General features: G+C 58.4%; 19 protein-coding genes. 8 read left to right on the top strand and 11 right to left on the bottom strand.

Annotated features, from left to right (window positions below; all coding sequences use genetic code 11):
- Positions 1–284 precede the first annotated feature (284 nt).
- The gene (locus AC630_RS28465; RefSeq protein ID WP_074121766.1) at positions 285–2,162 is read left to right on the top strand and encodes an acyltransferase family protein; all 1,878 of its coding nucleotides are present in this window, start codon (positions 285–287) and stop codon (positions 2,160–2,162) included.
- Positions 2,163–2,224: 62 nt separating this feature from the next.
- Here the strand turns inward: AC630_RS28465 and AC630_RS28470 are convergent, their stop codons facing one another.
- The 4 genes from AC630_RS28470 to rfbA all read right to left on the bottom strand — a co-directional run bounded on the left by AC630_RS28470 (position 2,225) and on the right by rfbA (position 8,155).
- The gene (locus AC630_RS28470) at positions 2,225–2,965 is read right to left on the bottom strand and encodes a tRNA-uridine aminocarboxypropyltransferase (protein ID WP_074121767.1); all 741 of its coding nucleotides are present in this window, start codon (positions 2,963–2,965) and stop codon (positions 2,225–2,227) included.
- A gap of 37 nt (positions 2,966–3,002) precedes the next feature.
- The gene (locus AC630_RS28475) at positions 3,003–6,107 is read right to left on the bottom strand and encodes an efflux RND transporter permease subunit (protein ID WP_074121768.1); all 3,105 of its coding nucleotides are present in this window, start codon (positions 6,105–6,107) and stop codon (positions 3,003–3,005) included.
- An 83-nt stretch (positions 6,108–6,190) separates the two neighbouring features.
- Positions 6,191–7,255 carry a dTDP-glucose 4,6-dehydratase gene (gene rfbB / locus AC630_RS28480; RefSeq protein WP_074121769.1) on the bottom strand — a complete coding sequence of 355 codons (1,065 nt, stop codon included), beginning with the start codon at positions 7,253–7,255 and terminating at the stop codon, positions 6,191–6,193.
- A gap of 15 nt (positions 7,256–7,270) precedes the next feature.
- Positions 7,271–8,155 (bottom strand): glucose-1-phosphate thymidylyltransferase RfbA, encoded by an 885-nt coding sequence (gene rfbA / locus AC630_RS28485; RefSeq protein ID WP_074121770.1) that lies wholly within the window; start codon positions 8,153–8,155, stop codon positions 7,271–7,273.
- Between the two features lie 101 nt (positions 8,156–8,256).
- On the opposite strand from rfbA, the gene rfbC reads away from it, so the two are divergent.
- Both rfbC and rfbD read left to right on the top strand, forming a co-directional pair.
- Positions 8,257–8,811 (top strand): dTDP-4-dehydrorhamnose 3,5-epimerase, encoded by a 555-nt coding sequence (gene rfbC, locus AC630_RS28490; protein WP_074121771.1) that lies wholly within the window; start codon positions 8,257–8,259, stop codon positions 8,809–8,811.
- Entirely contained in the window at positions 8,811–9,707 is an 897-nt protein-coding gene (gene rfbD / locus AC630_RS28495; protein WP_074121772.1) for a dTDP-4-dehydrorhamnose reductase, read from the top strand. Before rfbC ends, rfbD begins: the two co-directional genes overlap by 1 nt.
- Positions 9,708–9,787: 80 nt before the next feature.
- Here the strand turns inward: rfbD and AC630_RS28500 are convergent, their stop codons facing one another.
- Positions 9,788–10,771 carry a glycosyltransferase family 2 protein gene (locus AC630_RS28500; RefSeq protein WP_074121773.1) on the bottom strand — a complete coding sequence of 328 codons (984 nt, stop codon included), beginning with the start codon at positions 10,769–10,771 and terminating at the stop codon, positions 9,788–9,790.
- A gap of 242 nt (positions 10,772–11,013) precedes the next feature.
- On the opposite strand from AC630_RS28500, the gene AC630_RS28505 reads away from it, so the two are divergent.
- From AC630_RS28505 to AC630_RS44355, 3 genes are all read left to right on the top strand, one after another.
- A complete protein-coding gene (locus AC630_RS28505; protein WP_245330546.1) occupies positions 11,014–11,895 on the top strand; it encodes a 2OG-Fe(II) oxygenase in 882 nt (293 codons plus the stop codon).
- Positions 11,896–11,974: 79 nt separating this feature from the next.
- A complete protein-coding gene (locus AC630_RS28510) occupies positions 11,975–13,438 on the top strand; it encodes an O-antigen ligase family protein (protein WP_083636430.1) in 1,464 nt (487 codons plus the stop codon).
- 156 nt (positions 13,439–13,594) lie between these two features.
- Complete coding sequence (locus tag AC630_RS44355) at positions 13,595–15,838, top strand: hypothetical protein (protein WP_143198390.1); 2,244 nt, start codon at positions 13,595–13,597, stop codon at positions 15,836–15,838.
- Here the strand turns inward: AC630_RS44355 and AC630_RS28515 are convergent.
- The 4 genes from AC630_RS28515 to AC630_RS28530 form a co-directional block, all read right to left on the bottom strand.
- The gene (locus AC630_RS28515) at positions 15,825–16,613 is read right to left on the bottom strand and encodes an FkbM family methyltransferase (RefSeq protein WP_083636431.1); all 789 of its coding nucleotides are present in this window, start codon (positions 16,611–16,613) and stop codon (positions 15,825–15,827) included. The genes AC630_RS44355 and AC630_RS28515 overlap by 14 nt on opposite strands.
- A 179-nt stretch (positions 16,614–16,792) precedes the next feature.
- A complete protein-coding gene (locus tag AC630_RS28520; protein ID WP_074121776.1) occupies positions 16,793–17,770 on the bottom strand; it encodes a GT-B fold glycosyltransferase domain-containing protein in 978 nt (325 codons plus the stop codon).
- A gap of 56 nt (positions 17,771–17,826) precedes the next feature.
- On the bottom strand, positions 17,827–19,206 hold the full coding sequence (locus AC630_RS28525; protein ID WP_083636432.1) for an oligosaccharide flippase family protein: 1,380 nt from the start codon (positions 19,204–19,206) through the stop codon (positions 17,827–17,829).
- Entirely contained in the window at positions 19,199–20,206 is a 1,008-nt protein-coding gene (locus AC630_RS28530; protein ID WP_074121778.1) for a GT-B fold glycosyltransferase domain-containing protein, read from the bottom strand. Before AC630_RS28530 ends, AC630_RS28525 begins: the two co-directional genes overlap by 8 nt.
- Before the next feature lie 400 nt (positions 20,207–20,606).
- On the opposite strand from AC630_RS28530, the gene AC630_RS28535 reads away from it, so the two are divergent.
- A complete protein-coding gene (locus AC630_RS28535) occupies positions 20,607–21,608 on the top strand; it encodes a glycosyltransferase family 4 protein (protein ID WP_143198392.1) in 1,002 nt (333 codons plus the stop codon).
- A 136-nt stretch (positions 21,609–21,744) separates the two neighbouring features.
- The gene (locus tag AC630_RS45685; RefSeq protein ID WP_167561301.1) at positions 21,745–21,951 is read left to right on the top strand and encodes a hypothetical protein; all 207 of its coding nucleotides are present in this window, start codon (positions 21,745–21,747) and stop codon (positions 21,949–21,951) included.
- A gap of 384 nt (positions 21,952–22,335) precedes the next feature.
- Here the strand turns inward: AC630_RS45685 and AC630_RS28545 are convergent, their stop codons facing one another.
- Both AC630_RS28545 and AC630_RS28550 read right to left on the bottom strand, forming a co-directional pair.
- A complete protein-coding gene (locus AC630_RS28545; RefSeq protein WP_074121780.1) occupies positions 22,336–23,331 on the bottom strand; it encodes a glycosyltransferase family 2 protein in 996 nt (331 codons plus the stop codon).
- Positions 23,328–23,855, bottom strand: coding sequence for a serine O-acetyltransferase (locus AC630_RS28550; RefSeq protein ID WP_074121781.1), 528 nt, complete (start codon positions 23,853–23,855; stop codon positions 23,328–23,330). Before AC630_RS28550 ends, AC630_RS28545 begins: the two co-directional genes overlap by 4 nt.
- Positions 23,856–24,167: the final 312 nt, after the last annotated feature.

Below are 24,167 nucleotides of genomic sequence, written 5' to 3' on the forward strand. Positions count from 1 at the left end.
TGGGTAGGTCAACCCGCAGCCGAAATAGCCCCTCGGGAAGTCTAGCGGCGTTGCCCACACCCACGGCTGGCGCGGTTGCGGCCGCCAGGAATCGATAATTTGCCGACGGGCCCGGCGCCGCTTTGGTGACGGCAAGCCTCGTCCAATCGTGCGCCCTCCTACCTGCGCAGATGTTCATCCCCAAGGTCGTATTTCTAAACATCTCCAATTGTTGCTGACTGTGAACTTGCGTGGTACGCGCAGCAGCGCTGGCGCACAGTCGGGAGGCTGCCCCGAATTATCCAATGACCCACTCGACGGCGACATATCGCCCGCACATTGACGGGCTCCGGGCCGTCGCCGTGATGGTCGTGGTGCTCTTTCACGCATTCCCCGAGATCGTCCCGGGCGGGTTCATCGGCGTAGACGTCTTCTTTGTCATCTCTGGCTTCCTGATCTCGGGAATTACCTTCGACCAAGTCAGCGACGGCTCCTTTACGCTCTCTGACTTCTACGCCCGACGTGTCCGGCGAATCGTTCCAGCGCTGCTACTGGTAACGGGTATAACCGTCGCGGCTTCATGGCTTGTCCTTCTGCCAAGTGCCTTTGCGCATTTCGGCCAACAGGTTCTGGCCAGCTCGCTCTTCGGCGCCAATTTCTTTTTCTGGCTCCAATCGGGCTATTTCAGCCCCGACGCGAGTTCGTTCCCACTTCTGCACCTCTGGTCCCTCGGCGTCGAAGAGCAATTCTACATCGTCTGGCCGCTCCTAGCGCTGGTATTGGCGAAGCCGCGACAATGGCTCGTCGCAATCCTGCTAATCGGCGGGGCCTCTTTCCTGCTTTCCGTGATGCTCGCCGATCATCGCGAGTTCGATTTTTACCTGCCTGCCACCCGCGCATGGGAACTGATGGCCGGGGCTGCTTTGGCGTGGCTCGACAGCCGCGTGCCGGCAATGAAGAAACTGCCCATCTCCAGCTTCCTTTTCGGAATTGGGCTTGCTCTGATCACGGCCAGCTCTTTCCTGTTCGACCAAACGGTCCAATACCCAAGCTGGCGCGCGGCAGTGCCCGTCACTGGCGCCGCGCTGATCGTAACGGCTGGAGCGCAAAGCCGCTTCGCCGCTTTCGTTCTCTCCAACCGCGCGGCAGTCTTCACAGGCCTCATCAGCTATCCACTGTATCTATGGCATTGGCCGGTCCTCGTGCTGGCAGCCGCAGCGAAATTCATGCCGCTGACGCCCCTTGAGCGCGGCGCCGCCGTTGCGATCGCCTATGCGCTCGCGGCCGCAACGTTCCGATTTGTCGAACTCCCGATTCGGTCGAAGCGCGCACCGCGCACGCACGTCGTCACATTGACTGCCGGACTTGCTGCGATCGCAGTTGTGGGGGCCATCATCACCGGCGCGGACGGTTTCCCAAACCGCTTTCCAGCCGATTTGCTGATTGCCGACAGCGAGCGACCCGCCGCATGGCGGGTGGACGAATGCCTCCTGAATCTGGCATCACAAACTCAATTCGTTCAAAGCTGCGTCGAAAACCGCCGACCGCTGGTCGCGGTGTGGGGCGACTCGACGGCCGCCGCGCTTATGCCGGGAATGCGGGACATACAAAGCCGATCGCCCTTCGGGCTGGCGCAATTGACAGCCAGTAGCTGCCAGCCGCTCCTGACTGGCGGGCCTCCAAGCTGCGAGGCCAACAATCGGCGCGTTTTGGCACTGATCGAACAGGTGCACCCAGACGTAGTATTGCTTGCCGGCTTCGGCCCGCTTGACGAGGCCGAGAAGGAAGGTTGGGCCGCTACGGTGGCAGCTCTGAAAGGCATTCGCACGCGTGTCGTTGTGATCGGCCCAGCCCCCCTATGGAAGCGCGGCTTGCCCGAACAGTTTCTCAGTTATTACATCTCTCACCGAGACCGACTTCCAGAGCGATCCATCACTCAAGTAAAGAATCTGTGGGACGAACGCTCTGCCAAACAATTCTTCACACAACAGAACGTCGAGTACGCTTCGGCATGGGATCGGCTCTGCAATGCCGATGGCTGCCTAACCAGAATCGATGAGAAGGGGCTCTCGGCTCTGGATGGCGTGCATCTCAGCGCAATTGCGTCCATTTTTCTTGTCAATTCGATCAACAACGACGTGGCGTTAGCGCCGAGGGTAACGGATCACAGCGGAAAGGAATAACGAGTGGCAGCATCCGGCCGCTCCGCACTGGCAATCAATCGTACGGTTGGTGGTGGCTCGAGTCAGGCTCGCTTGCCCCGCCGGGCACCGCGCCGGCGGTCCCTCGCCGCTGGCTTCGGTGCCAGTTCCGGCATCTCGGCTTGAACCTCGCGATAGCGCGCCAGCATCCGTTCAAAACTTGCATGCAGCGTCTCGGAGATGTCGGGCCGCCGCTCGAGGCTGGCCAGGATCGACGCGGCCGCCTCAATGGTCGAGAGACCGTCGCGGCGCGGCTCGCGGCGCAGACGCCCGTAACGCGAGGGATGCGCCGGGTTGAGGATCACGCGCTGGCATTTCAGCATCCAGGGATTGCGCCACCACAGTGCCTTGGCTTGGCTCCAGGTGCCATCGAGCAGCACCACGCCCTCGATCTTGTTCAGGATGGCACGTTGGTTCTCCGCGACCTCGCCCTTGCGGCTCAGCGCGACGATCTCACCCTCGGCCTCGAGATCGGCGGCGCGCGCCGAGCCGAGATAGAGCACGGCCCAGCGCGCGGCATTCTCGACCGGCCGCCCCAGCGCCTTGGACAGGCTCGGCCAGGACAGGCCGACGCGCACAGTGGCATCGGAGAAATGCCTCGCCAGCAGCCGCGCGGTGCCGAGCGCCCTGTCCTGCTCCTGCGGATGCTGGAGGATCAGGAGCCCGAGGCGATTTTCAATGGGCGTGACACTGTCGCAGATGCACAGCGGCATCGGCTTCTGGCAGTGCGGGCACTCGGGGATCAGCTCGGCCGGCGCGGCGGCCGTGTCTGGCGGGTTCGACATAGGCGCCGCTATACGCTCGAAGCGGCGCGTCAACAACCTATTCCGCCGGCGCGGCGAGCGGCCGCGGCTCGGAGCGCCGCCGCAGCCGGTCGATCAGCAGGTAGATCACCGGCGTCGTGTAGAGCGTCAGGATCTGCGAGACGAGCAGGCCGCCGATGATGGTGATGCCGAGCGGGCGCCGCAGCTCCGTGCCGGGCCCGGTTGCGATGACCAGCGGAATGCCAGCGAAAAGCGCTGCCATGGTCGTCATCAGGATGGGACGGAAGCGCGCCTGGCAGGCCTCGAAGATCGCCTCCGCCGAGGACAGGCCGCGCTGGCGCTCGGCATCGAGCGCGAAGTCCACCATCATGATGCCGTTCTTCTTGACGATGCCGATCAACAGGATGATGCCGACGAAGGCGATCACCGTCAGCGGCGTGTTGGTGAGCTGCAGCGCGAGCAGCGCGCCGAGGCCGGCCGAGGGCAGCGTCGAGATGATGGTGAGCGGATGGGCGAGACTCTCATAGAGCACGCCGAGCACGATATACATTGCAACCAGCGCGCCGAGGATCAGCAGCGGCTGGCGGCCGCTCGTCCTGGCGAAATCCTCGGCATTGCCGTCGAAACTGCCGCGAATGCCTTCCGGCATGTGCAGCTCATCGACCGCGCGCTGGATGTTCTGCGTGGCGGCCTGGAGCGGCACGTTCGGCAAGAGGTTGAACGAGACCGTCGTCGAAGGAAACGATTGCGAATGATAGACCGCGAGCGCGGCGAGCTCGCGCGTTGCGTGCGCCACGGCCGATAGCGGCACCTGCGTGTCGTTGGCGCCGGCGACATAGATCCGTTCGAGATTGGATGGATCGACCTGGAACTTCGGGTCGATCTCCAGCACGGTCATGTACTGATTGCGCTGGGTGTAGATGATCGATATCTGCCGCTGCGAGAACGCGTTGTTCAAGGCGTTGTCGATGTCCTGCACCCGGACGCCAAGCGCCGAGGCCCTTTGGCGGTCGATGCTCAGCGTGAGCTGCAACCCGTTCGGATCGCGATCGCTAGAGATGTCCGTGATGCCTTCGACCGTCTCCATGCGCTTGGTCACGATTGGAGCCCATTTTTGCAACAGGCCGAGGTCAGTGCTGACGAGCGTATATTGGTAGTTGGAATCGCTTTGCCGTCCGCCAGCGCGGACGTCCTGGGCGGCGAACATGAACAGGCGAATACCGGCGACCGGATAGAGGGCGCGGCGCAACCGGTCGATCACGGCTTCGGTTGAGACGTATCCGCGGTGTTCCGGCGGCTTTAGGCTGATGAACATGGTGCCGCGGTTTGCGCCCTGGCCTCCGGGGCCCCCGCCGCTCCCGACCACTGAGCCAAGACCAGCCACGGCTGGATCGGCGAGAACTATTTCGGCGAGTTGTTGCTGCAAACTCAGCATCGATTGGAACGACGTGTCCGCCGACGCGCGTGTTGCGCCAATGACGAAGCCGGAATCATCGGTCGGGAAATAGCCCTTGGGGATCTTGATATAGAGCGTGACCGTGAGGCCGATGGTGGCGAAGAATACCAGCAGCGTCAGCAACGGGAATTCGAGCGCGGTACGCAAAGTGTTGGTGTAGGACGCGACAATGTGCGACAACGAGCCCTCGATGACGCGGTCGAACAGCGTCGCAGTCCCCGAGGGGGGCTGCCGGATGTAATGGGCGCAGATCATTGGTGTGACCGTGAGCGACACCAGCGTTGACACGACGATCGCAAAGGTCAGCGTCAAAGAGAACTCCCGCAGCAGCCGGCCGACGATGCCATCCATGAAGATCAGTGGCGTGAACGCCGCGACCAGCGACAGGCTGATTGAGACCACGGTAAACCCGATTTGCCGGGCGCCTTCCTCCGCCGCTCGGAGTGGCCGCATACCGCGCTCGAGATTGCGGTACATGTTCTCGATCATGACGATGGCGTCGTCGACCACGAAGCCGACGGAGATGGCCAGCGCCATCAGCGATAGATTGTCGATCGAGAAGCCCGCGATCCACATGCCGGCACAGGTCCCTGCCAGGGCCAGCGGCACCGAGATGCCGGCTGCGATCGTCGGTGTAAGCCGGCGCAAGAAGAAGAATACGACGACCATGACGAGGAGCGCCGTCGCCAATAGCGTCCACTGCATGTCCATAACGCTGGCACGGATCGTGCCGGTGCGGTCGACCAGGGTGGAAATCTCGACGCCGGCCGGAATCCACTGCTTCAGCTCGGGGATAAGCGTCCTTACCCTGTCGACGGTATCGATGACGTTGGCATCGCCTTGTTTTCTGATCTCGATCAGAACCGCGGGCTGCTTGTTGAACCAGGCAACCGAACGCACATTCTTCACGGAATCTTCGATATCAGCGACGTCGGAGAGCCGCACAAAATTGCCGCTCGAACTCTTGATGACAATGTCGCGGAACTCTTTCGCCGTGCGCATCTGGCGATTGAGCGACAAAGTCTCGCTCTGACGCTCGCCGTTGAAGATGCCGACGGGACCGAGCGGATTGGCGTTGATGATTGCGGTCCGGACGTCGTCGGTGGCAATGCCGGTGTTGGACAGCGCGACGGGGTTGAGCTGCACCCGCACCGCCGGCTGATCAGCCCCGCTGACGGTGACATTGCCAACGCCCGGCACCTGCGCGATGCGCTGCAACAGCACGGTGTCGGCGACATCGTAGAGAGCGACCGTCGAGAGTGTCTTGGAGGTGAGCGCGAGGACGTAAACGGGGGCGCCGGAGGTATTGGCCTTTCCAAATCGTGGCAGCGAAGGAAGATCACCAGGCAGATCAGGCAGCGACGCGTTGATTGCGGCTTGTACGTCCCTGGCGGCGCGATCGAGACTTCGACCGATGTCGAATTGCAGGAGCACGCTGGTGAGACCGAGTGTGCTCGTCGAGGTGATCTGGTTGACGCCAGCGATTTCGCCGAGCCGCCGCTCGAGGGGCGCGGCCACGGTGCTTGCCATGATCGAGGGATCTGCGCCTGGACGAAACGCGTAAACGAAGATCGTGGGGAAATCGACGTTCGGAACGGACGCCACCGGCAAGAACCGGTAGGCCACGATGCCAAGGAGGAGTAGCCCGATCGAAAGCAGCGTCGTGCCAACCGGGCGTCGAATGAAGGGCTGTGAGATCGACGGCATCGGCTTTACGTCGTTACCTCACGGGTAAGGAAATGCTTTAGGTCTGACCGTGGCCAATTGTGCGAGGCAATTCTTGGAGCGTCTCAGCCAGTGCCGAGGCGCGTCTTTCTATAGCCCCGGTCCAAAATCGCCTGCCACCAATGCCTGTTCTCGCAATACCAGCGAACTGTCTTGGCAAGCCCTGTGTCAAAGTTCTCCTCCGCACGCCAGCCGAGTTCTCCCTCGAGCTTCGACGCATCGATTGCATAGCGGCGATCGTGGCCTGGCCGGTCCTTGACGAAGGAAATCAGTCGGCGCCGCACGCCGTCGCCGCTGGGGACTTCCTCATCGAGGAGATCGCAGATGCTTTGCACAACGTGAAGATTGGTCCGCTCATTGCGTCCGCCGACATTGTAGGTTTCGCCGGGCGCCCCGCGTTCCAGGACCAGAGCCAGTGCCTTGGCGTGATCCTCGACGAACAGCCAATCCCGCACGTTCTGGCCATCGCCATAGACGGGTAGGGATTCTCCGGCCATTCCCTTGATGATCATGTGAGGGATGAGCTTCTCGGGAAAATGGTACGGGCCGTAGTTGTTTGAGCAGTTCGTCACCAGCGTTGGCAGCTCGTAGGTCTCACGCCACGCGCGCACCAAATGATCCGAGGACGCTTTGCTGGCCGAATACGGCGAATTGGGAGCGTAGGAGGTCGTTTCATTGAACAGGCCGTCGGAGCCAAGCGACCCGAACACCTCGTCGGTGGAGATGTGCAGGAAGCGAAACAGCGCGCGCCGCGCCGGAGAGAGCGATCGCCAGTGGCGCAGCGCTTCCTGAAGCAGCGTGAATGTGCCGACGATGTTAGTCTGGATGAACTCGGCTGGAGCGTCGATCGAGCGGTCGACGTGGCTTTCCGCCGCGACATTCATGACCGCGTCGGGCTGATATTTCTCGAACAGCTTTCGCAGCGAATCCGCTTCACAGATGCATTGCCGTTCGAAGGCGTAGCGCGGATTCTCGGTTGCGCCTGGCAGCGATGCCAGGTTGGCGGCATAGGTCAGCTTATCGATGTTGACGACGCGAGCGCCGGTGTCGCGAAGGAGATGGCGGATTACCGCCGATCCGATGAAACCTGCGCCGCCTGTGACGAAGATCGTTGCTCCGGCAAAACGCACCTGAAAATCCCCTAATTAAATTGGTCCCCGGCCGAACGACTGGGAGACCGCCTTCAAATACTCACCATAGCTGCTTTTCGCGGTCTTCTCGGCCACTCTGTTGAAATCGTCCAGCGAAATATATCCTTTCCGAAGCGCGATTTCCTCAGGGCATGCGATGCGCATGCCCTGCCGCTGCTCCAGGATCTGCACGAAGTGGCTGGCCTCAACCAGGGAGGCGTGAGTGCCGGTGTCGAGCCAGGCAAAGCCGCGGCCGAGAACTTCGACAAAGAGATCGCCGCGCTCGAGATAAGCGTTGTTGACGTCGGTGATTTCGATTTCGCCGCGCGCAGACGGGCGAACATTGGCCGCGATATCGAGCACGTCATTGTCGTAGAAATAGAGGCCGGTCACGGCCACGTTCGACTTTGGCTGGTTGGGCTTCTCCTCGATCGAGAGGGCTTTTCCCGTGCTGTCGAACGCGATGACGCCGTATTGCTCGGGTGACTGGACGGCATAGCCGAAGACCGTCGCGCCGCTTCGGCGTTCGGCGGCTTTGGCCAGCATTTCGGGCAGGCCGTGGCCGTAGAAGATGTTGTCGCCGAGGATCAGCGACACGGCGCTGTCGCCGACGAAGTCGCGCCCGACGATGAAAGCGTCGGCAAGGCCACGCGGGGTTTCCTGGGTGGCATATGAAAGCTTCAGGCCGAAGCCTGCGCCGTCGCCGAGCAGCCGCTGGAACAGGGATTTGTCGGGCGGTGTCGTGATAATGAGGATTTCGCGGATGCCTGCCAGCATCAGGGTCGACAGCGGATAATAGATCATCGGCTTGTCGAACACGGGCAGCAGTTGCTTGGAGACCACCGTCGTGACGGGATAGAGCCGCGAACCGGTCCCGCCGGCAAGAATAATCCCTTTCATGGCCCCCTCGCAGATTTACCAAGCGGAAACTATCAAATAGTGTGCGACGCACAAGTCTGGTATTCCGACACGGTAAATGACGTTCTGGGCGAATTGGCTAGATGCAGGCATTTAAAACGGAGCTGGACGGGGTTCTGATTTTGGAACCAAAACTGTTCGGCGATCAGCGCGGTTTCTTCCTCGAGACCTATCAATTCGCGCGCTACGCCGCGCATGGCGTGACGCGGCCGCTGGTGCAGGACAACCTGTCGCGGTCGAGCCGCGGCGTCGTTCGCGGGCTTCACCTGCAAAATCCGAACACACAGGGCAAGCTCGTCAGCGTGCTCCGGGGCAGGGTGCTGGACGTCGCGGTCGATGTCCGCCTCGGCAGCCCGACTTTCGGCCGGCATGTCGCCGTCGAGTTGAGCGAGGAAAACCGCCGTCAGCTCTGGGTCCCGCGCGGCTTCGCGCACGGCTTCTCGGTTCTGTCCGAGACGGCTGATTTCTTCTACAAATGCGACGACTATTACAGCCCGCAGGACGAGATCTCGGTGCGGTGGGACGACCCGGCGATCGGGATCGACTGGAAGGTCGAGACGCCTTCGCTATCCGCCAAGGACGCCTCAGCGCCTCTGCTCGCCGACGTCAAGAACCTGCCGGTCTACGGACAAGTCTGATGCGCATCCTTGTGACGGGTACGAGCGGGCAGGTCGGGGGCGCTCTGTTGCCGCTGCTCGAGGGCCAGGGCAGCGTGCTGGGGCCGAAGCGGGATGCGTTCGATCTGTCGCGGCCTGAGACGCTCGGGGAGACGCTCGATGCACTGAGGCCAGATCTGATCGTCAACCCCGCGGCCTACACCGCCGTCGACCGCGCCGAGGACGAGCGCGAGCTCGCATTCCGGGTGAACGCCGAGGCGCCGGCGGCGATGGCGAAATGGGCGGCGCGCCACGGCGTGCCGATGATCCATGTCTCGACCGACTACGTGTTCGACGGTTCGGGCACGGCGCCCTGGCGCGAGGACAGTGCGCCGAACCCGCTGTCGGTCTATGGCGCGAGCAAGCTCGCCGGCGACCAGGCGATCATCGCGGCCGCGCCTGCGCATCTGATCGTGCGCACCTCATGGGTCTATGCTGCGAAGGGCGCCAATTTCCTCAACACGATCATTCGCCTCGCCAGGGAGCGCGAGGAGCTCCGTGTCGTCGCCGACCAGGTCGGCGCGCCGACCCCGGCGCGGGTGATCGCGGAGACAGTCGCCAGTGTGCTGGGCGCGGCGCAGGGCGATCCCGCCAGGATGCTCGGCGAGCGCGGCGGCATCCTCAACGTCGCGTGCAGCGGCGAGACCAGCTGGCACGGATTTGCGACGGCGATCGTGGACGGGATGCGGGCGCGGGGCGTGGAGCTCAAGTGTGAGCGCATCACCCCTATTTTAACGGCAGAGTTTCCGACGAAGGCGAAGCGGCCGGCGAATTCGAGGCTGAGGCTTGCGCGCCTCGAGGAAGCCTTCGGAATTGACGTGGTGTTCTGGGCTGCGGCTCTCGACCGCGAATGCGAGCGTCTGGTCGGCAACGTCTGATCGACGCGCGTCCTTGGCCGTGTCCCGGGCCGCGAGTGCGTGCGCACGGATCATGGCCAGTCTGACGATGCGGCTCGTCGCTATGTCTTGACGGTCGGCGCCTGGACAGTTGGGAGGCCAAAGCCCCTTGTAAAGACACTGTGGCGAAAGTGGTCTCCCAGCACGTGCGGAATCGTCTGGTGCTTCCTTCCGCTCACGAGGTTTCTCAATCTGAACAGGGCGAGGCCCGCAAGCGTGCAGCCATCGACCAGGGCAGCGTAGAGGGCGCCGTGGTTCTTCAGAAAATAGCGTCGCCGCGCCTCGAGCATATAGGCCGGCAGGCGCCGCGGCGTGCGGTTCACGCCGGTCGATTGACCGACCAGATGGACGACCCGGCTGGATGGCACATACCAGGTGGGCCAACCCTTCTTCCTGGCGTTGAAGCAGAAGTCGATGTCGTCGAAATAGGTGAAGTAGCCCTCGTCGAGCAGGCCGATGTCGGCGAAGACCTGTCGCCGCACGATCATGCTCGCGCCGGCGACCCAATCGGTGGGGATCGGCTCGTCCACGACGGGGGGCGCGACGATCCAGCGGCTGAGCAATCTGCTGACGAGGCCAAGCCGGAGCGAGCCCTCGAATTCGCTCGCCGCCGACTGGAAGCGGAAAGCCGAGCGTTGCGGCGTGCCGTCGGGATCTTCCAGGCGGCTGCCCGCAATTCCGACTTTCGCATTCTGCGCCATGAAGTCGACCAGCGCCTTGATCGCATTCGGCCGGACGACGGTATCGGGGTTGAGCAGCAGGACGTAGTCGGGCGGCTGCGCCGAGCCCAGCGCCGGCCGGATGAGGACGTTGTTGCCCCCGCAAAATCCGAGATTGGTCTCGCTCGCCATCAGCGAGCACCAGCCGTCCCAGCCGTTCGCCTCGATCGCGTGCTGGATGCGCAGCGCCTGGTCATCGCCGCTCCCATTCTCGCAGACGGCTACGCTTGTGCCGGGGACGCCGGCGATCTCGTCCTGAAGGGAACGCAGGCAGTCGATGGTCAGCTCGGCGACACGGAAATTTACGATGACGATCAATAAGCTCATGAAAAAAGGTACTTTTCAGAAATCCCGCGGGGAGACCCGGCGCTTCAGGACTATCTCATGGGGGCTATCGCAGGCAATGGCGCGGCGCGCGCCACCTGCGGTTCTGCGCCACCGACCGGTTAACAGGTAAATGACACGAGAATGTCCGCCAATCGGAGTTCGTCGCTGCTAACGAGCGGCCGCCAGTTAGATTTAAAATAAGAACCCGAAGCTCCCGTTTTGACCATATCAGAATTAACTCATTGAATTTGTCGGCCGAAAACGGCAATGTCGATTTAACGTCTAGCCGGCATTTTCGACTGATCCTGCGAGGCAACCAGATGATTGTGAACTCCTTGGACCGAGAAGCTCTCCGAGCTCAATTTAGGTCGGCAAAGCCTTTTCCATTCGTGACGATCGAAAACTTCCTCGAGCCTTCCGCGGCCGCCGCTATCTCGGCGGCTTATCCCTCCTTCGAGGAGGCTTTGGCCAAAGGCGTGTCCTTTCAGGCGGTGAACGAACGCAAGAAGGTGCAAATCACCGATGCGGCCAAGTTTCCTGCGCCAATCGCGCAGTTGAATGACGCAATTGCATCCGCCGAATTCCTTTCGGATCTTTCATATATTACTGGTATTCCGAATCTCTTAGCTGACCCGCAGCTGGTCGGAGGCGGCATGCATATGACGGGACCTGGCGGTCGTTTGGACGTCCACCTCGACTTCAACTACATGGAGGATCGGCAGCTCCATCGCAGGCTCAATTTGCTGGTCTATCTGAATCCCGAATGGAAGGAGGATTGGGGCGGCCAGATTCAGCTTTGGGACAAGGACGTAAAGAACTGTGATGCTTCGTTTATTCCAAAATTTAACCGATGCGTCATCTTTGAGACGAGCGACATCAGCTATCATGGCGTGATGCCCATCTCCGCCGCTGCGCCCGGCCCCAGGATTTCCTTCGCGACGTATTATTATACCAAGGAGGCTCCGGCTCACTGGACCGGCGTTGCGCACAGCACCATTTTTAAGGCCCGGCCTGAAGAGAAATTTCGCGGCCTGGTGCTGATGCCGGCAGAGTCGATCAAGCGCGGCGTCGGTTCGGCAATTCGCCAAGCTCGTCGGAAAATCAAAAGCTTTGTCGGCGGGTAGCATCTGGAAGACTACACCGTGGCAAATCTACTGGGGGTGGGGCAGATCTATCCATTGTTGATGCTTTCGATAGGTTAGATTGATCAACAAGAAACCCAGGCTGAGTTCCTTGATTATTACGCCGAACTACTTCGCTTATGCCGCGCTTCTGCTGTGGCCATTAGTATCGATCTACTTGTTTGCCACAAGACCTGTGAGCCAAGCGCTGCTTTGGACTATCCTGGGCGGATACCTAGTTCTTCCAGTCGGGACTGAGATAAAGCTTCCCGGCGTGCCAGCGCTCGACAAGAACTCCATCCCCGCGCTAGTCGCGCTATTGGGGTGTTGGTCCTTTGCTCGCAGGCCTTCCCATTTACCCAAGGGTATCGGCCTTGTGGAGGTCTTACTCGCGGCGCTTCTCATTGGGCCCTTCATCACATCTGAGTTTAATCCAGATGCGTTGCAGGTGGGTGGAATCTACGGCTCTTTTGTTCTACCCGGAGTTGGGCACTACGATGCACTTTCAGCCTGCGTGGCTCAGCTAATCGTGCTAATCCCATTCATGCTCGGCCGTCGGTATCTCGGAGGTTTGAGAGATTGCGATACCATTTTCCGAATAGTGACCCTTGCTGGACTCGCCTACACTCTTCCTATGCTGCTTGAAGTGCGCCTCAGCCCTCAGTTGCACACTTGGATATATGGCTATTTTCCGAATTCATTTGAACAGCAAGTCCGCGATGGCGGGTTTCGGCCGGTTGTGTTTCTAGGGCACGGACTCAAAGTTGCCTTCTTTGCGATGATGGCAGTGCTTGCCTCGGCTGCCTTGTGGCGATGCCGCGAGAAAATACTGTCTCAGTCTGCTGCTGTTTCTACGGCCTGGTTGGCTGGAACGCTGCTTCTTTGCAAGTCGCTTGGTTCTTTTGTTTATGCGATGGTCTTGACGCCAGTGATCCTTTTTATGCGCCCGCGTCTTCAGGTGCGGCTTGCTGCCCTTCTGGTTTCACTGGCGCTTGTGTATCCAATGCTCAGAGCGACCGATCTTTTTCCGAGCGATCTTCTGCTAGATGCGGCGGGTGCTGTCAGCGTGGAACGTCAGACGTCATTGAAGGTTCGTTTTGACCAGGAAAAGATGCTTCTCGCGCACGCTTCGGAGCGTCCTTGGTTTGGGTGGGGACGATTTGGCCGCGGTAGGGTCTATGATGAGACTGGAAAAGACATCAGCATAACTGATGGCCACTGGATCATTACGATGAGTACGTTTGGATTGTTTGGTTTTATTGCAGAGTTTGGACTCTTGTCTCTTCCGGTGTTTCGTAGCTTGCGAGCCGTGGGCCGGATGCCTGAGCGAGAACAGGTTTTCTTGGCTTCGCTTTCGCTGGTGGTGGCAGTTGGCCTTGTAGACCTGTTACCGAACGCCACCATCAATCCTTTCAGCTGGCTGCTCGCGGGCGCTCTGCTTGGTCAGGCTGAGTCGATCCGCGTTGTTGGGACTAAGCCTATCGCGAATAAGCGGCAGCGACTTCGAACTGTGTCCTCAGGTGAGGAACTGCGTGCAGATCGTTAGCAGACCGACCAAGCTCTGTTGATCTAATCCTAGTTTGGTGAATTATCGGATAAATCTGGAGGGGAACTCGCTTACTGCGGATCAACTAGATTTCAATTTCATGCTGATAAGCTCCATCAAAGAGCCTGCGTTTGATGATCGCCAAGATAGGACCAGATGATGGATAGTTACTTTGACGTAAACAGGCGGGAACTTATCCAGCTGCTAGGAGGGTTAACCGCTGCTTCAGCCATCCCAGCCGACATCGCGTTCGGCGCACCGGCGCCGCTCGTGGCCCAGAACGCCGCAGCCAGCCTTGGTGCGACCGCCGCATCATTCAACAATGGCAAGACTCAAATCAACTTCAATTTTCCGAGTGGCAACAGCGGAGAGTATCCCTTCCTCAACTTTATGAAAGCGGGCGGTACTTGGCGCTATGCGTCAAATAACAACATGGTCGATCCCCGCGATCATGACGCAAATGGCTATCCCACAGTTGTTAGAAATGGCGGTCAATATCTCGTCACATTCATTCCATCGCAAGTTTCCCGACCGGGCAACTACGTGCTCACTTGGGATGGTAATGGGACGGTTTACATCCTGGGAAAGAACACCCCCGTCAGTGGAAGCAAGTCAAGCACTGGGGGCAGTGGGCGCTACGTGTTCTCGACGACGGAAACCCAGCTTGGAATCGGTATTCTGTCGATCTCAACGCCCCGCATCACGAATCTAAAATTGTTCCATGCTGCTGATGAAGCTGATATCCAGGCTGGAAAAATGTTCGGACCGCAGTTTAAGGCTAAACTGCTCCAAGCGAATATTGGTGTCTATCGATTTCTCAATTGGCAGTACGGAAACAACAGCAATCTCACGACCTGGTCGACGCGCAAACCTGTTGGATATGTAAGCTACGGCGGGCAGGAACTTCGCGCGAGCCTTTGTGCTGGTCTTACGTCAAACACCGGCGATGATTTTGCTCTCAATTTCGGTACGGGAGGTCCATCGGACAAACAGACAGTCATCCTTCAATTGAATGCGAGCAAAATATTCCCGAAAACTACCGTAACTTTTGGAGCCGGGTCAGTTGTCGTTTGGAAAGCGCATGGTCTTGGCCTAAACGACCCGGTCGGATTTGGCGGATCAACTCTGCCGGCGCCGCTCACTTCAAGTGGCAACTATTACGTCTGCAACGTAATTGACGCGAATACAATACAGGTCTCGTCCACTCCTCGAGGTGCAAACATTGCCTTGAGCGGGCAAGCGTCGGGCGATTGCTTTGGGAATCGTCAGCCAACGTTAAGTCTGAATTCCACAACGAAAATCCCGTTGAAGGACCCATCTGGGAATACGCTAGGTACGGCCAACAGTCCAGTTGCCGGACTTTTTGCAACTGTGGTGTACGATGCCGCGCTGGGGTCGTGGCTAACTTTTGGCGGCGGAAGCGCGACCGGAAGTGCGGGCCTTTCGGCCGGTGTTCCTCCCGAGGTCTGTGTGCAACTTTGTGCGGAGATGGGGGCACATCCATACTTTGTTCTGCCACCGTTGGCGGCGGACCCCCTCACTGACTTCGCCTCCAGTCTTGCGACCTACATTCGAGACAATGGACCAGCATGGATGGTCCCTCGCTTCGAAGGATGTAACGAACTTTGGAACTTCGCGGCGGGCTTCAATCAGACGGTTTACGCCGTGGCAAAGGCCAATGCTTACGGATGGGGACCAGACTACCACAATTGGATGGGCAAAGTGATGTCGGTCCTAGGGCAGGCGGTCAGCAAGGTCTATTCAAACAATCGCTCAAGGTACCAAGTGCTGTGCGGCGTCCAAACCGTTCTATTCAGCACTTTGCCGATTAAAAGCCAGGATCCCAGACTTACCTCTGCTAAATTTGTCTCCAATGGTGGGTCTCCCGCCGCAAACTGGGTGACGCACGTCTGCTGCGCGCAATACATCGTACCGTCAGTACAAGGCGGCTTGCTCAACGGGGGACCACAAGAGATTGTGCTCGCCACCGCCTTCGCGGCGGGAGATCAATCGGCGCCTACAACGTACGTGAATTCGTTAGCGGCAGGAACCGGATTCGCGAATCTCGCAAGTGTCGCCAATTACTATAAGAACATCGCGACGTGGGCGGCCGGTCTAGGTGTGAAAAAGATGTGTGGCTATGAAGGAGGTTATTCTCCAGACTACGGCACTAATCTTCAAGTCAACGCTCTCCGCGCAGCTGGGAAGAACGTTGCAACGCTACAGGGATATACAATCACGAACTACAATAATTTCCTCTCTGCAGGAGGCGAGTTCCCTTCCTGCTTTCAACTCGGAGGTTCGTCGCCTTCAAGCAACGTCTGGTCCGTGCTTGAAGACGTCTATCAGCAATCAGCGCCTCCACAATGGTCGGCGATCGTCGCCTTCAATAAGAAATAGTTTCCGACGGAGCAACGGAATCGAGAGCGCCCGGCCAAGTTTGATAGGCTACAAGATCACCGTGAAAATGGCTGATCTTGTAGCCATTGGAAGCCAGCCTCAAGATGCATTGGCGTTGTTCGTGATAAGGCAAAGCGAAAAATTCGATATTGATGAGGGACGTGCGTAGAGCCTTGGCGTCAAACTGCGCTAGAACTTTCCAATCGTATCCTTCGACATCAATCTGGATGATATCTACGCGTTCTAGATTGTTCTCTCTGAGTAGGGTGTTCACTGATTTCGTAGGGATGCCAATCGCTCGTATCCGAGAATCTGCGTGTGAGACGCCTACGCCCGTCAGAGCCCGCAACAGTTGCTCTCTTGAAAACGAACAGAGACGATGCGTACGCGGATTAGAGTGCACTAGCTCGTTGTCAGGCACGTAGAACGGAACATCGTCGCAATCTGACTCGCCAATCGCCAGATTTAGCAATTTAACATTGCTATGTCCTTGGTACGTCTGTTGTAACTTCTGGAACGCTAGGGGATGCGGCTCTATCAACAAGGCAGGCAGCCCGTGTTCTACGATCAATCCGCGAACGGGATCATTTGTTGAGCCATCATTGGCGCCAATTTGTAGGACAAAAGGGTGACGGACGCGCTTCAAGAGATCGCCGGCACATAGCTGGAGCACATCGATCATCGGATAGTGAGGTAGAGGCTGTCTGATTTTTCGAATTTCTAGATTTGTGTGACGGAGGAGGCTGTTTGTGATGAGGCTTAAAAATGATCTCATGGAATTCTTCCGTGCGCGATGCCTGGCCAATAATATTCGACCTATGAAGTTTGCTCTTCGTGCTGCAGGCCCAAATGCTCCTGAGGGCTAGCTTCAAACATTATCGCGCTGTTGTAGCGCGATCGGCAACCTGATTTAAGAGCTTGGCCGCCACTCATTGAGACTGGCATTTGTGCAACTTAGTACAGCACGGCGCTGTCCTTGAATTTGTTGACCTGCCGTTGCCGCGAAAGCTTGAGGAGCCTCCGATAGAGGCGTGTGGGATACGAAGCGTTCGCGGTGAACGGGGCATACTTCTCTACCAACTCGCGGCGATCGTTGGGAAGCTGATCGAGGTACTTTCTCGCCCAGTCGAGTCCTTCGCGGTAGAGGGCATTATGGTAGTGAAGGATTTTAACCTGGTGCATCGGGATCAGGTTTGCGTTCTCCTTTGCGAGCGTATTGATGTTGAAGTTCATGCGAGCGGCGAATTCTGAATGTTGTAGCCCGAGCTTTTGCACTGCCAGCGAAATGGAAACTTGATCTTGATGGTATATTCCGGCGGTCTTGGAGCCGATGCTGCTTGAGAGTAACTTCTTTATGATGTCGTAGTGTGCGCCTCCAAGGCGCGATGCGGTGGCATAGCTGTAGATTCCAGTCTGCCAGTAGGCCCGAATACGTCTACCTTCGGGAAATGAAGTTATCTCTGGAAAGCGTTCGAAATCGATCTCGATCAATTCGCAAAGCTTGCGCCAATACGGCGCATTATCGTCGATGCCGTCCGATCCAAGATATCCCTCTCCTGCGCGCGCAATGAACTGCGATCCATTCGCTGGAGAGAGGCAGTCAAGCGGCTGTAGTACAACCATGTCGCCGTCCATCCATGTGATGTTTGGCGTTGCAACTCGGGTCTCGAGCTGGGACATGACGCAACTTTTGTTGGCGTTATTCCACCAATCGAGTTCGGTGTTGAATGGTTTGTCGATGAACTCCACGCGGAGGCGCCGGAACTCGCTCAGCGTTCTTGAGCTGATCTTCGGTCCGCGCCGAGGTTTGGCGGCGATGATGTCAAGGCTAGATGCCGGTCCCCCAAAGGTCCTGATGGACTCGGCAAGTAGGAGAACTTGGGCCTCTAGGGGTCCTGCCTCGACGCAAGTGACAATGGTCGTGCTGCTCATTGTTCAACCAAATTGATTGTTCTTGTTTCTTGGGATCTGACGGCCGCCTACAGAGATCAGCTATGTATCGAGGACAACAAATTTCCTGCGATTAGACCAACAGCCGCTGCGGGCAACGGCAACAACTCCCGGGGTGCATCGAGAATGCCGACCTTTGCACTGACGAACAGGATCGCAATAGTGCAAGCTACGCTGCTCAAAACCAGCCCCACTAATGCACCTTGCAAGCCAAGTATCCAGAAGCCGGCAGGCATGGCGACCAGTATCAAAGTAAGACGAAGTACGGCTACCGCATAGTTGATTTTAGGCATGTTGAGAGCCATGAAAGTTTGAAGTGCAAGTTGGAAAGGCGTCATGATGAGTCCTATTGACAGGACTTGGAGCATCCAGCCTGCATCTGCGTATCGAGCATCGTAGAGAAGGGCTATCAGTCTCGGCGCAAACGAGCCGAGAAATCCCGTTGCTGCATACGCTAAAGACGCTACTACTGGGTGAATTTTATAGTATGCTCGTTTCAAGTTATCTGGGCGGTTGCGAACGACCTCACTTATTGCGGGGTAGGCGATGCCTGCTACCACTCTCATGAGGAGTTGCTCAATTGAGAGGAACATGTTGAACGCGATTGCGTAGATGCCCAAGGTCGTAGGGTCGACCATTGCCGCAAGTAAGAGGCGATCCAGGTTTGCAATGAGAGAACCGACGATCGAGGTTAGCAAGATCCATTTCCCGAATTGCATGATCTCGCGAATGACGGGGCGATTCCACTCCCAGCGGCTTTTGTGACCTGGTAACATGAAGTGGCTTAGGCAACTGCTCGTAGTTGCGGCAGAAATGCTTCCTGCAACTAGAGCCCATATTGATCGATCAACAGCGATCCACCCGAGCATGGAGGCCAGCCCGGCAATCTGCGCAGCGACCTCAATCAACGTCAGTTTTCCAATCTGAAGGTCCCGGCTCGCCTGGTAAACCTTCGTGGAAGCAAAGCCGGTGATGATTGCAGTCACTGATACCGACGCTATGACGTACGGGACACGGGGATCGGCATATACACTGTCAGTCGATATCCACCCGTAATGGGTCACGACGCCCACAACAATGGCGACAGCAAGTGCCGCAAGGCCAAGTTGGAAACCGCGTAATATCTGGATGGTCCAGATTGTATTCAGGAAGCTAGGGTCGCTTCCGCGTTTGCTCTGGATGACGCTTTGCTTCAAGCCAAGATCGCTGAACACGGCCAGGGTGGACATGATAACCGTTGCGACTGCCATGACGCCAAACATGTCGGGCGCCAGCAGTCTGGTCATAATAAGGTTGCCACCGAACCGAATGACCTGGCTCGCGCCGAAACCTCCGAGGCTCCAAACGCTGGCGTTGATCACGCGTCGCCGCAGGGGGATCTGGTGGTTTCCAGCAGTCACTTCATGGCGTCTATTCATGAACCATGAATCTGCATTGTGCCTCGTGCTTCCGTCGATGGTTTGACCGGACCATTCGTAAGAGCCGTCTCTCTGCAAGCCGAAGCAACCCGCCGGCGCGTCGATTCAGCGGTAGCCGGGGCTTCAACCACGCCGCAACGTCGGGCCTAAAGGTCCGCAGCTCGTTAAGGAACCAGTCCGAACCGCTCTCTGAACTTAGTGTGTGGTGATAATGAAGAATATGAGCCTGGCGAGCCTCGTCCCTAGAGTAGGAGGGGGACGAGGGTGCCATTTGATAGTTGCACAATTGCGACAAATTGCGCCAGCGCAGCTTGAGTTCGGCGACCGAAAACGCGAGGGCGACATCGTCGCCGGGTTGCGGTAGCTTTCGACTAAACGCAACTCTGCTGCCGAGCATGGTTTCAAGGTCGTTTACAAAACGCGCTCCTATGCCGCGTCCTCGGCGGAAGGAATAAACACCCGAGTGCAATCTAAGGCGTACTCGCTGATTATCCCGTTGAGTAACCACCCAAGGCAGATTGTCGACTGAAGTCTGGTATGCATCCGCCAGGGCCCGCCAATAGGCGTCGAAGGGGTCCTCGGGACCAGTAGACCCGACATTCTTGTTGATGGCGCCACACGCGAAATCTTCGTTCGGCTGCAACAGAAGTGGTTCGGGCGAGGAAACCACCAGGACATCAGAGTCCAGCCATATGACCTGCTCAGTCTTCGCGAGCTCGTCGCCGAGCTTGGCCGCCAAGCCCTTGTTCATGTAAGTAAACCATTCCGATGAATTCCTCTGATCCTCACGTATGTATCTAACGCCTAGCTCGTCAAATCTGCGGTAGGTAAAGAGCGTCAGTGAGGGACCTCTGCGAGGTGTCACGGCCAGCACCGGTGCTTGCGCTTGGCTTCCGCCAAATTGGCGGAGGCATTCGATCGCGAGCAAAGTTTGACTCTCAAGAATCCCCGATTCAATGCAGAACAGAAAGGTCGCTGTGGGGGGCGGATTCATCTGCATTAATTCTCGTTCCAAAGTATTAGACAGGAAACGCTACTTTGAGATTGCCTTCACTGCAGGGAAATACTCAGCAAAAAACCTGTTCAAGCGCACGACGGAGCTCAGTGACTAAGTTGATCTAACTACAATATAAGACGAAACCCCGCAACATGCTGTGCCTCTGTGCTCTTGATAGTATGAAGGAATTGCTCGATGACGGATGGCATCAAAATACGACCGCCGAGAATTCTCTTCGCCGCCGGTCCCGGGAATGTAATCGACGCTCACAGGTTCTGGCGCAAGGGGCTTGCGGATCCCAGCCAAATGTCGGTGACGTTCTCAAGTGAGTTCGAGGCTTTTTGTCGAGATAGGGGGGGCGGCCGCTTTGCTCGTCGCCTCAAGATATCCACCTTGCAGATTGGTGGATGGGCAATTTAAAATCGAGCATAGGCCGAAAGCCAAATCGCGTGGTATTCTCTATCATCTCGTCGAGATCGGATATGGGCTGCGGCTATTGATTTCGGCCGTTCGCTTCCGAGCGGACTACGCCGTCGTTCAGTCGGGAACGACCCACTACTTTGTCTTGATGCTGTTTTCGATATTTTCGATTAAAGTGATACCGGTTCTTCACAATACGCTGTGGCCCTCCGGATTTCGTCCTCGGTCGATCCTGAAGAGACTTTTGGGCCACGCTGACGCGCTCTTCTTCCGATATTGTGCCAACGCCACAATTTGCGTTTCGCCCGAATGCGCTCGTCAAGTTAAGGAGGCGACGGGAGGTCGCACCGCCGGAATATTGACCATCGTGCCTCAGTTCGACCGAACAGCGTTTTCGCTCCACCCTCCGCCATCGATCGCAGTTCCTTTTCGGCTTCTCTTCGCAGGGCGGATGATTCGGGAGAAAGGTGTTTTCGACCTGCTGGACATGATAGCGATTCTTGAGCGCAGACGGCCTGGTCTCGTCAGTTTGTGTGTGTGCGGGGATGGACCGGATTTGGAACTCTTGAGACTAAAGTGCGATGAACTTGGTCTTGGTCGAGCAATTGACATTAAGGGACGCGTAGAACCTGAAATCCTAAGGCAATTGTTGATTGAGAGTCATGCGGCCATTATTCCGACGCGGAGTGGATTCGAAGAAGGGTTAGCTATGACGGCCGTCGAGCCAATTTTGCTGGGACGACCGATCGTAACCAATCCAGTGGTGCCGGCATTAGAGCTGTTGCGATCAGCGTCGGTGAGCGCCAAAACCGACGACGTCCTGAGTTACGTCGAGGCAATCCTTTCACTTGTGGATTCTCCCGCGGTTTACGAGCGGCTTACTTTGGCTTGCGCGGACCTCAGGGAGCAATTTTTCGATCATGGGAGGTCTTTCCACGCAGCACTGGAGAAGGCCATTCCACAGGGAGAGAAAGCAGAAGATTAGTGGCTGGTTATCGAGAATTCCGCATTGCGAGCCTATCAATCGATTTTGCGCCAATCTCAGTTGACCGACCGCCGCGGTAAAGCATTTATTTCCTCGGAGGCCATGAAGTAACGACCGAGTTGGCGGAAATTTCGGAGTGCGCGGGTATGGTCACCGCTCCAAGTATCTTTGCGCCGGCTCCGACATCGACGTGGCCTTCCAGGACGGGTACTCCACCGCCACGGTGCGTCCCGATCGTCACCTGCTGGAAAAGCAAGCAATTCACCCCGATGATGGCGTCTGGATGAATCACGATCCCATTGGGATGCGGCATCAGAAGCCCGCCCCCAATGTTGCAAGTTAAAGGTATGTCCGCGCCCGTCACCACGCTCCAGAAGCGGTGCTCGAGGACGCAAAGACGTCTGCGCAGCATCGAGAGGGCTCCCCCTCTCTTCACGTGCTTCTGGTACCCGCGGATCGTCTTTAAGAGTTGTCGGCTTGGTTGCCAGAACGACGTGACCTCCTCGCGCGACCAATCCGGAGTGGTCGCGCTCATCTGCGTGGGGGAGTCGTGCGGAATCTCCATGTCTCGTCCAGTTCGCGCGCTGAGTTGATGTTGGGGCAGTTAGATCAATCACTTGCCCGTCTTCGCCGCCTCTCCTGCAATTTGCACGGTTCTACTTTGCATTGGGTTGCTTTTCACATTTTATGATCGAGTCATGATCGAGGGCTCCGCCGATCCTCCGCGTCACTTGTATTCAATGATCTGGCTCCGCCCCTTGAACAGCCGGTCGGCCGCAAACCTGAGCTGGCCTATGCCTTCCGCAAACCGTCCCAGCAACTCCAGGGAGGCAAATCCGATGCGGTCCTGCAGGCCGCCCGGCTGCCGCGGGATGCGGCGCAGCAGCTGGAGGGGGTAGATCAGCAGCAATGCGAGGCCGCCCGCGCCGAACGCGATCACGGCGAGCGCGCAGGCGAGCGGCAGCCAGATGCCCCACAGCCAGGCGCGACGGCTCTCCCACACCCAGAGCTGCTCGGGCGGGGCGCCGTGGCAAAATCGCCCCAGCGCAAAGGCGTAGCCGCTGCGCACGTTGCGGCGCCACCATTGGCCAAACCGCGTCATCGCGGCGTCATGCCGCGTCATCTCAGGGTCGATCCGCCAGATCGTCCAGCCGGCCGCGCGCAGGCGGACGCACAGCTCCGGCTCTTCGCCGGCAATGAAGTCGTCGCGATAGCCGCCGACCTGGTCCAGCGCCGCCAAACGCATCATGACGTCCCCGCCGCAGGCCCGCGCCTCGCCGAGCGGTACGTTCCACTCGGCATCGCAGATGCGGTTGTAGATCGAACGTTCCGGATGCCGCTCCCTGCGCCGCCCGAACGCCGCCGCGGCGTCCGGCTGCTGCTGCAGGAAAGCGATCGCAGCGCCGAGCCAGCCCTCGGCGAGCTCGCAATCGCCGTCGACGAATTGCACGAGCTGCAACTGAGGGGCCAGTTCTTTCAGTCGCCGAAACCCTGCGTTGCGGGCGCGTGCGGCCGTGAAGCCGGCGCTGGTGTCGAGCTCGACCACGTCGATCCCCTGGCCTCGCGCCCAGGCGACCGACCCGTCGCTCGAGCCGGAGTCGACATAAACGATCGCTTGAGCCTGACGGGCAGACGACAGGCAGCGTTTCAGGCGATCGCCCTCGTTACGCCCGATCGCCACGACGCCGCAGGCATACGGGACGGACCTAACGCTCCCGGTCACAGCGCCGCGCCCCTCCGCGCTTCCGGTCGGCGGGGCTTGATGATGGCGGGCACGCCGATTGCGATCGAGTTCGCTGGTACATCCGAGAGCACGACTGCGTTCGCCCCGATCACGACGTTGTCGCCGACCTTGATCGGGCCCAGCAACTTGGCGCCGGCGCCGATATCGACATTGTCGCCGATCTCGGGCGCGCAAGGTTCGTCAACCCGGCGCAATCCGACGACGACACCGTTTCGGATCCTGCAATTGTCACCAAACCGGGCATAGCCGCTAACAATAATCCCGCCGAAATGATCAATCACAAAGTTGCGCCCGATGATGGTCTCACAGGGCAGCTCGATCCCAGTCAGTATCTGAACGAACTTGTAGAGGACCTTGTAGATCAGCGAGAAAGGCTTCCGCAGCACCGCCGGGCGTATGCCGTAACGCCAGCGCCCGAACCGATATACCAGCATGACCCAGAAGCCCTGGGCTCCACAGTCGCTGCCATGCGCCGCAAAATCGGCCCTGACATTTTCGAACATTACTTACGCCAGCCGCAAATAAATAACCTCGGACCGCCCGTCCGGTCCCATGCCAGTTTGACAGCCTATCGCGGCAGACCGTTCATGTGCAAGATTAACTACTGGCCGTGAGTCCAAACGGGTCCCCCTAAGCTCCAGCAAGGTAAATCGGTTCCGGCACTCCGAGGGGCGGCCGCATTAATCACCGCGATTAAATCGGCTTCCAGACGTCGCCTGTCGTATGTTATTTGGATCTTGTCTTAAAAAGTAATGGAATTTGGGGCGGTTCGCCCAGCCGATTAATACGTCAGTTCGTGAGATCTCGATTTTGAG

It is taken from the genome of Bradyrhizobium sp. AS23.2 (assembly GCF_001908185.1).
Taxonomy (GTDB): domain Bacteria; phylum Pseudomonadota; class Alphaproteobacteria; order Rhizobiales; family Xanthobacteraceae; genus Bradyrhizobium.

What these genes read in the sequence shown, in the direction of transcription:
- AC630_RS28500 (WP_074121773.1), bottom strand. Translation starts at nt 10,771, where the DNA reads ATGAGCTTATTGATCGTCATCGTAAATTTCCGTGTCGCCGAGCTGACC.
- AC630_RS28470 (WP_074121767.1), bottom strand. Translation starts at nt 2,965, where the DNA reads ATGTCGAACCCGCCAGACACGGCCGCCGCGCCGGCCGAGCTGATCCCC.
- AC630_RS28525 (WP_083636432.1), bottom strand. Translation starts at nt 19,206, where the DNA reads ATGAATAGACGCCATGAAGTGACTGCTGGAAACCACCAGATCCCCCTG.
- AC630_RS28515 (WP_083636431.1), bottom strand. Translation starts at nt 16,613, where the DNA reads ATGAGATCATTTTTAAGCCTCATCACAAACAGCCTCCTCCGTCACACA.
- AC630_RS28530 (WP_074121778.1), bottom strand. Translation starts at nt 20,206, where the DNA reads ATGCAGATGAATCCGCCCCCCACAGCGACCTTTCTGTTCTGCATTGAA.
- AC630_RS28520 (WP_074121776.1), bottom strand. Translation starts at nt 17,770, where the DNA reads ATGAGCAGCACGACCATTGTCACTTGCGTCGAGGCAGGACCCCTAGAG.
- AC630_RS28550 (WP_074121781.1), bottom strand. Translation starts at nt 23,855, where the DNA reads ATGTTCGAAAATGTCAGGGCCGATTTTGCGGCGCATGGCAGCGACTGT.
- rfbC (WP_074121771.1), top strand. Translation starts at nt 8,257, where the DNA reads ATGCAGGCATTTAAAACGGAGCTGGACGGGGTTCTGATTTTGGAACCA.
- rfbA (WP_074121770.1), bottom strand. Translation starts at nt 8,155, where the DNA reads ATGAAAGGGATTATTCTTGCCGGCGGGACCGGTTCGCGGCTCTATCCC.
- rfbD (WP_074121772.1), top strand. Translation starts at nt 8,811, where the DNA reads ATGCGCATCCTTGTGACGGGTACGAGCGGGCAGGTCGGGGGCGCTCTG.
- AC630_RS44355 (WP_143198390.1), top strand. Translation starts at nt 13,595, where the DNA reads ATGATGGATAGTTACTTTGACGTAAACAGGCGGGAACTTATCCAGCTG.
- AC630_RS28465 (WP_074121766.1), top strand. Translation starts at nt 285, where the DNA reads ATGACCCACTCGACGGCGACATATCGCCCGCACATTGACGGGCTCCGG.
- AC630_RS28475 (WP_074121768.1), bottom strand. Translation starts at nt 6,107, where the DNA reads ATGCCGTCGATCTCACAGCCCTTCATTCGACGCCCGGTTGGCACGACG.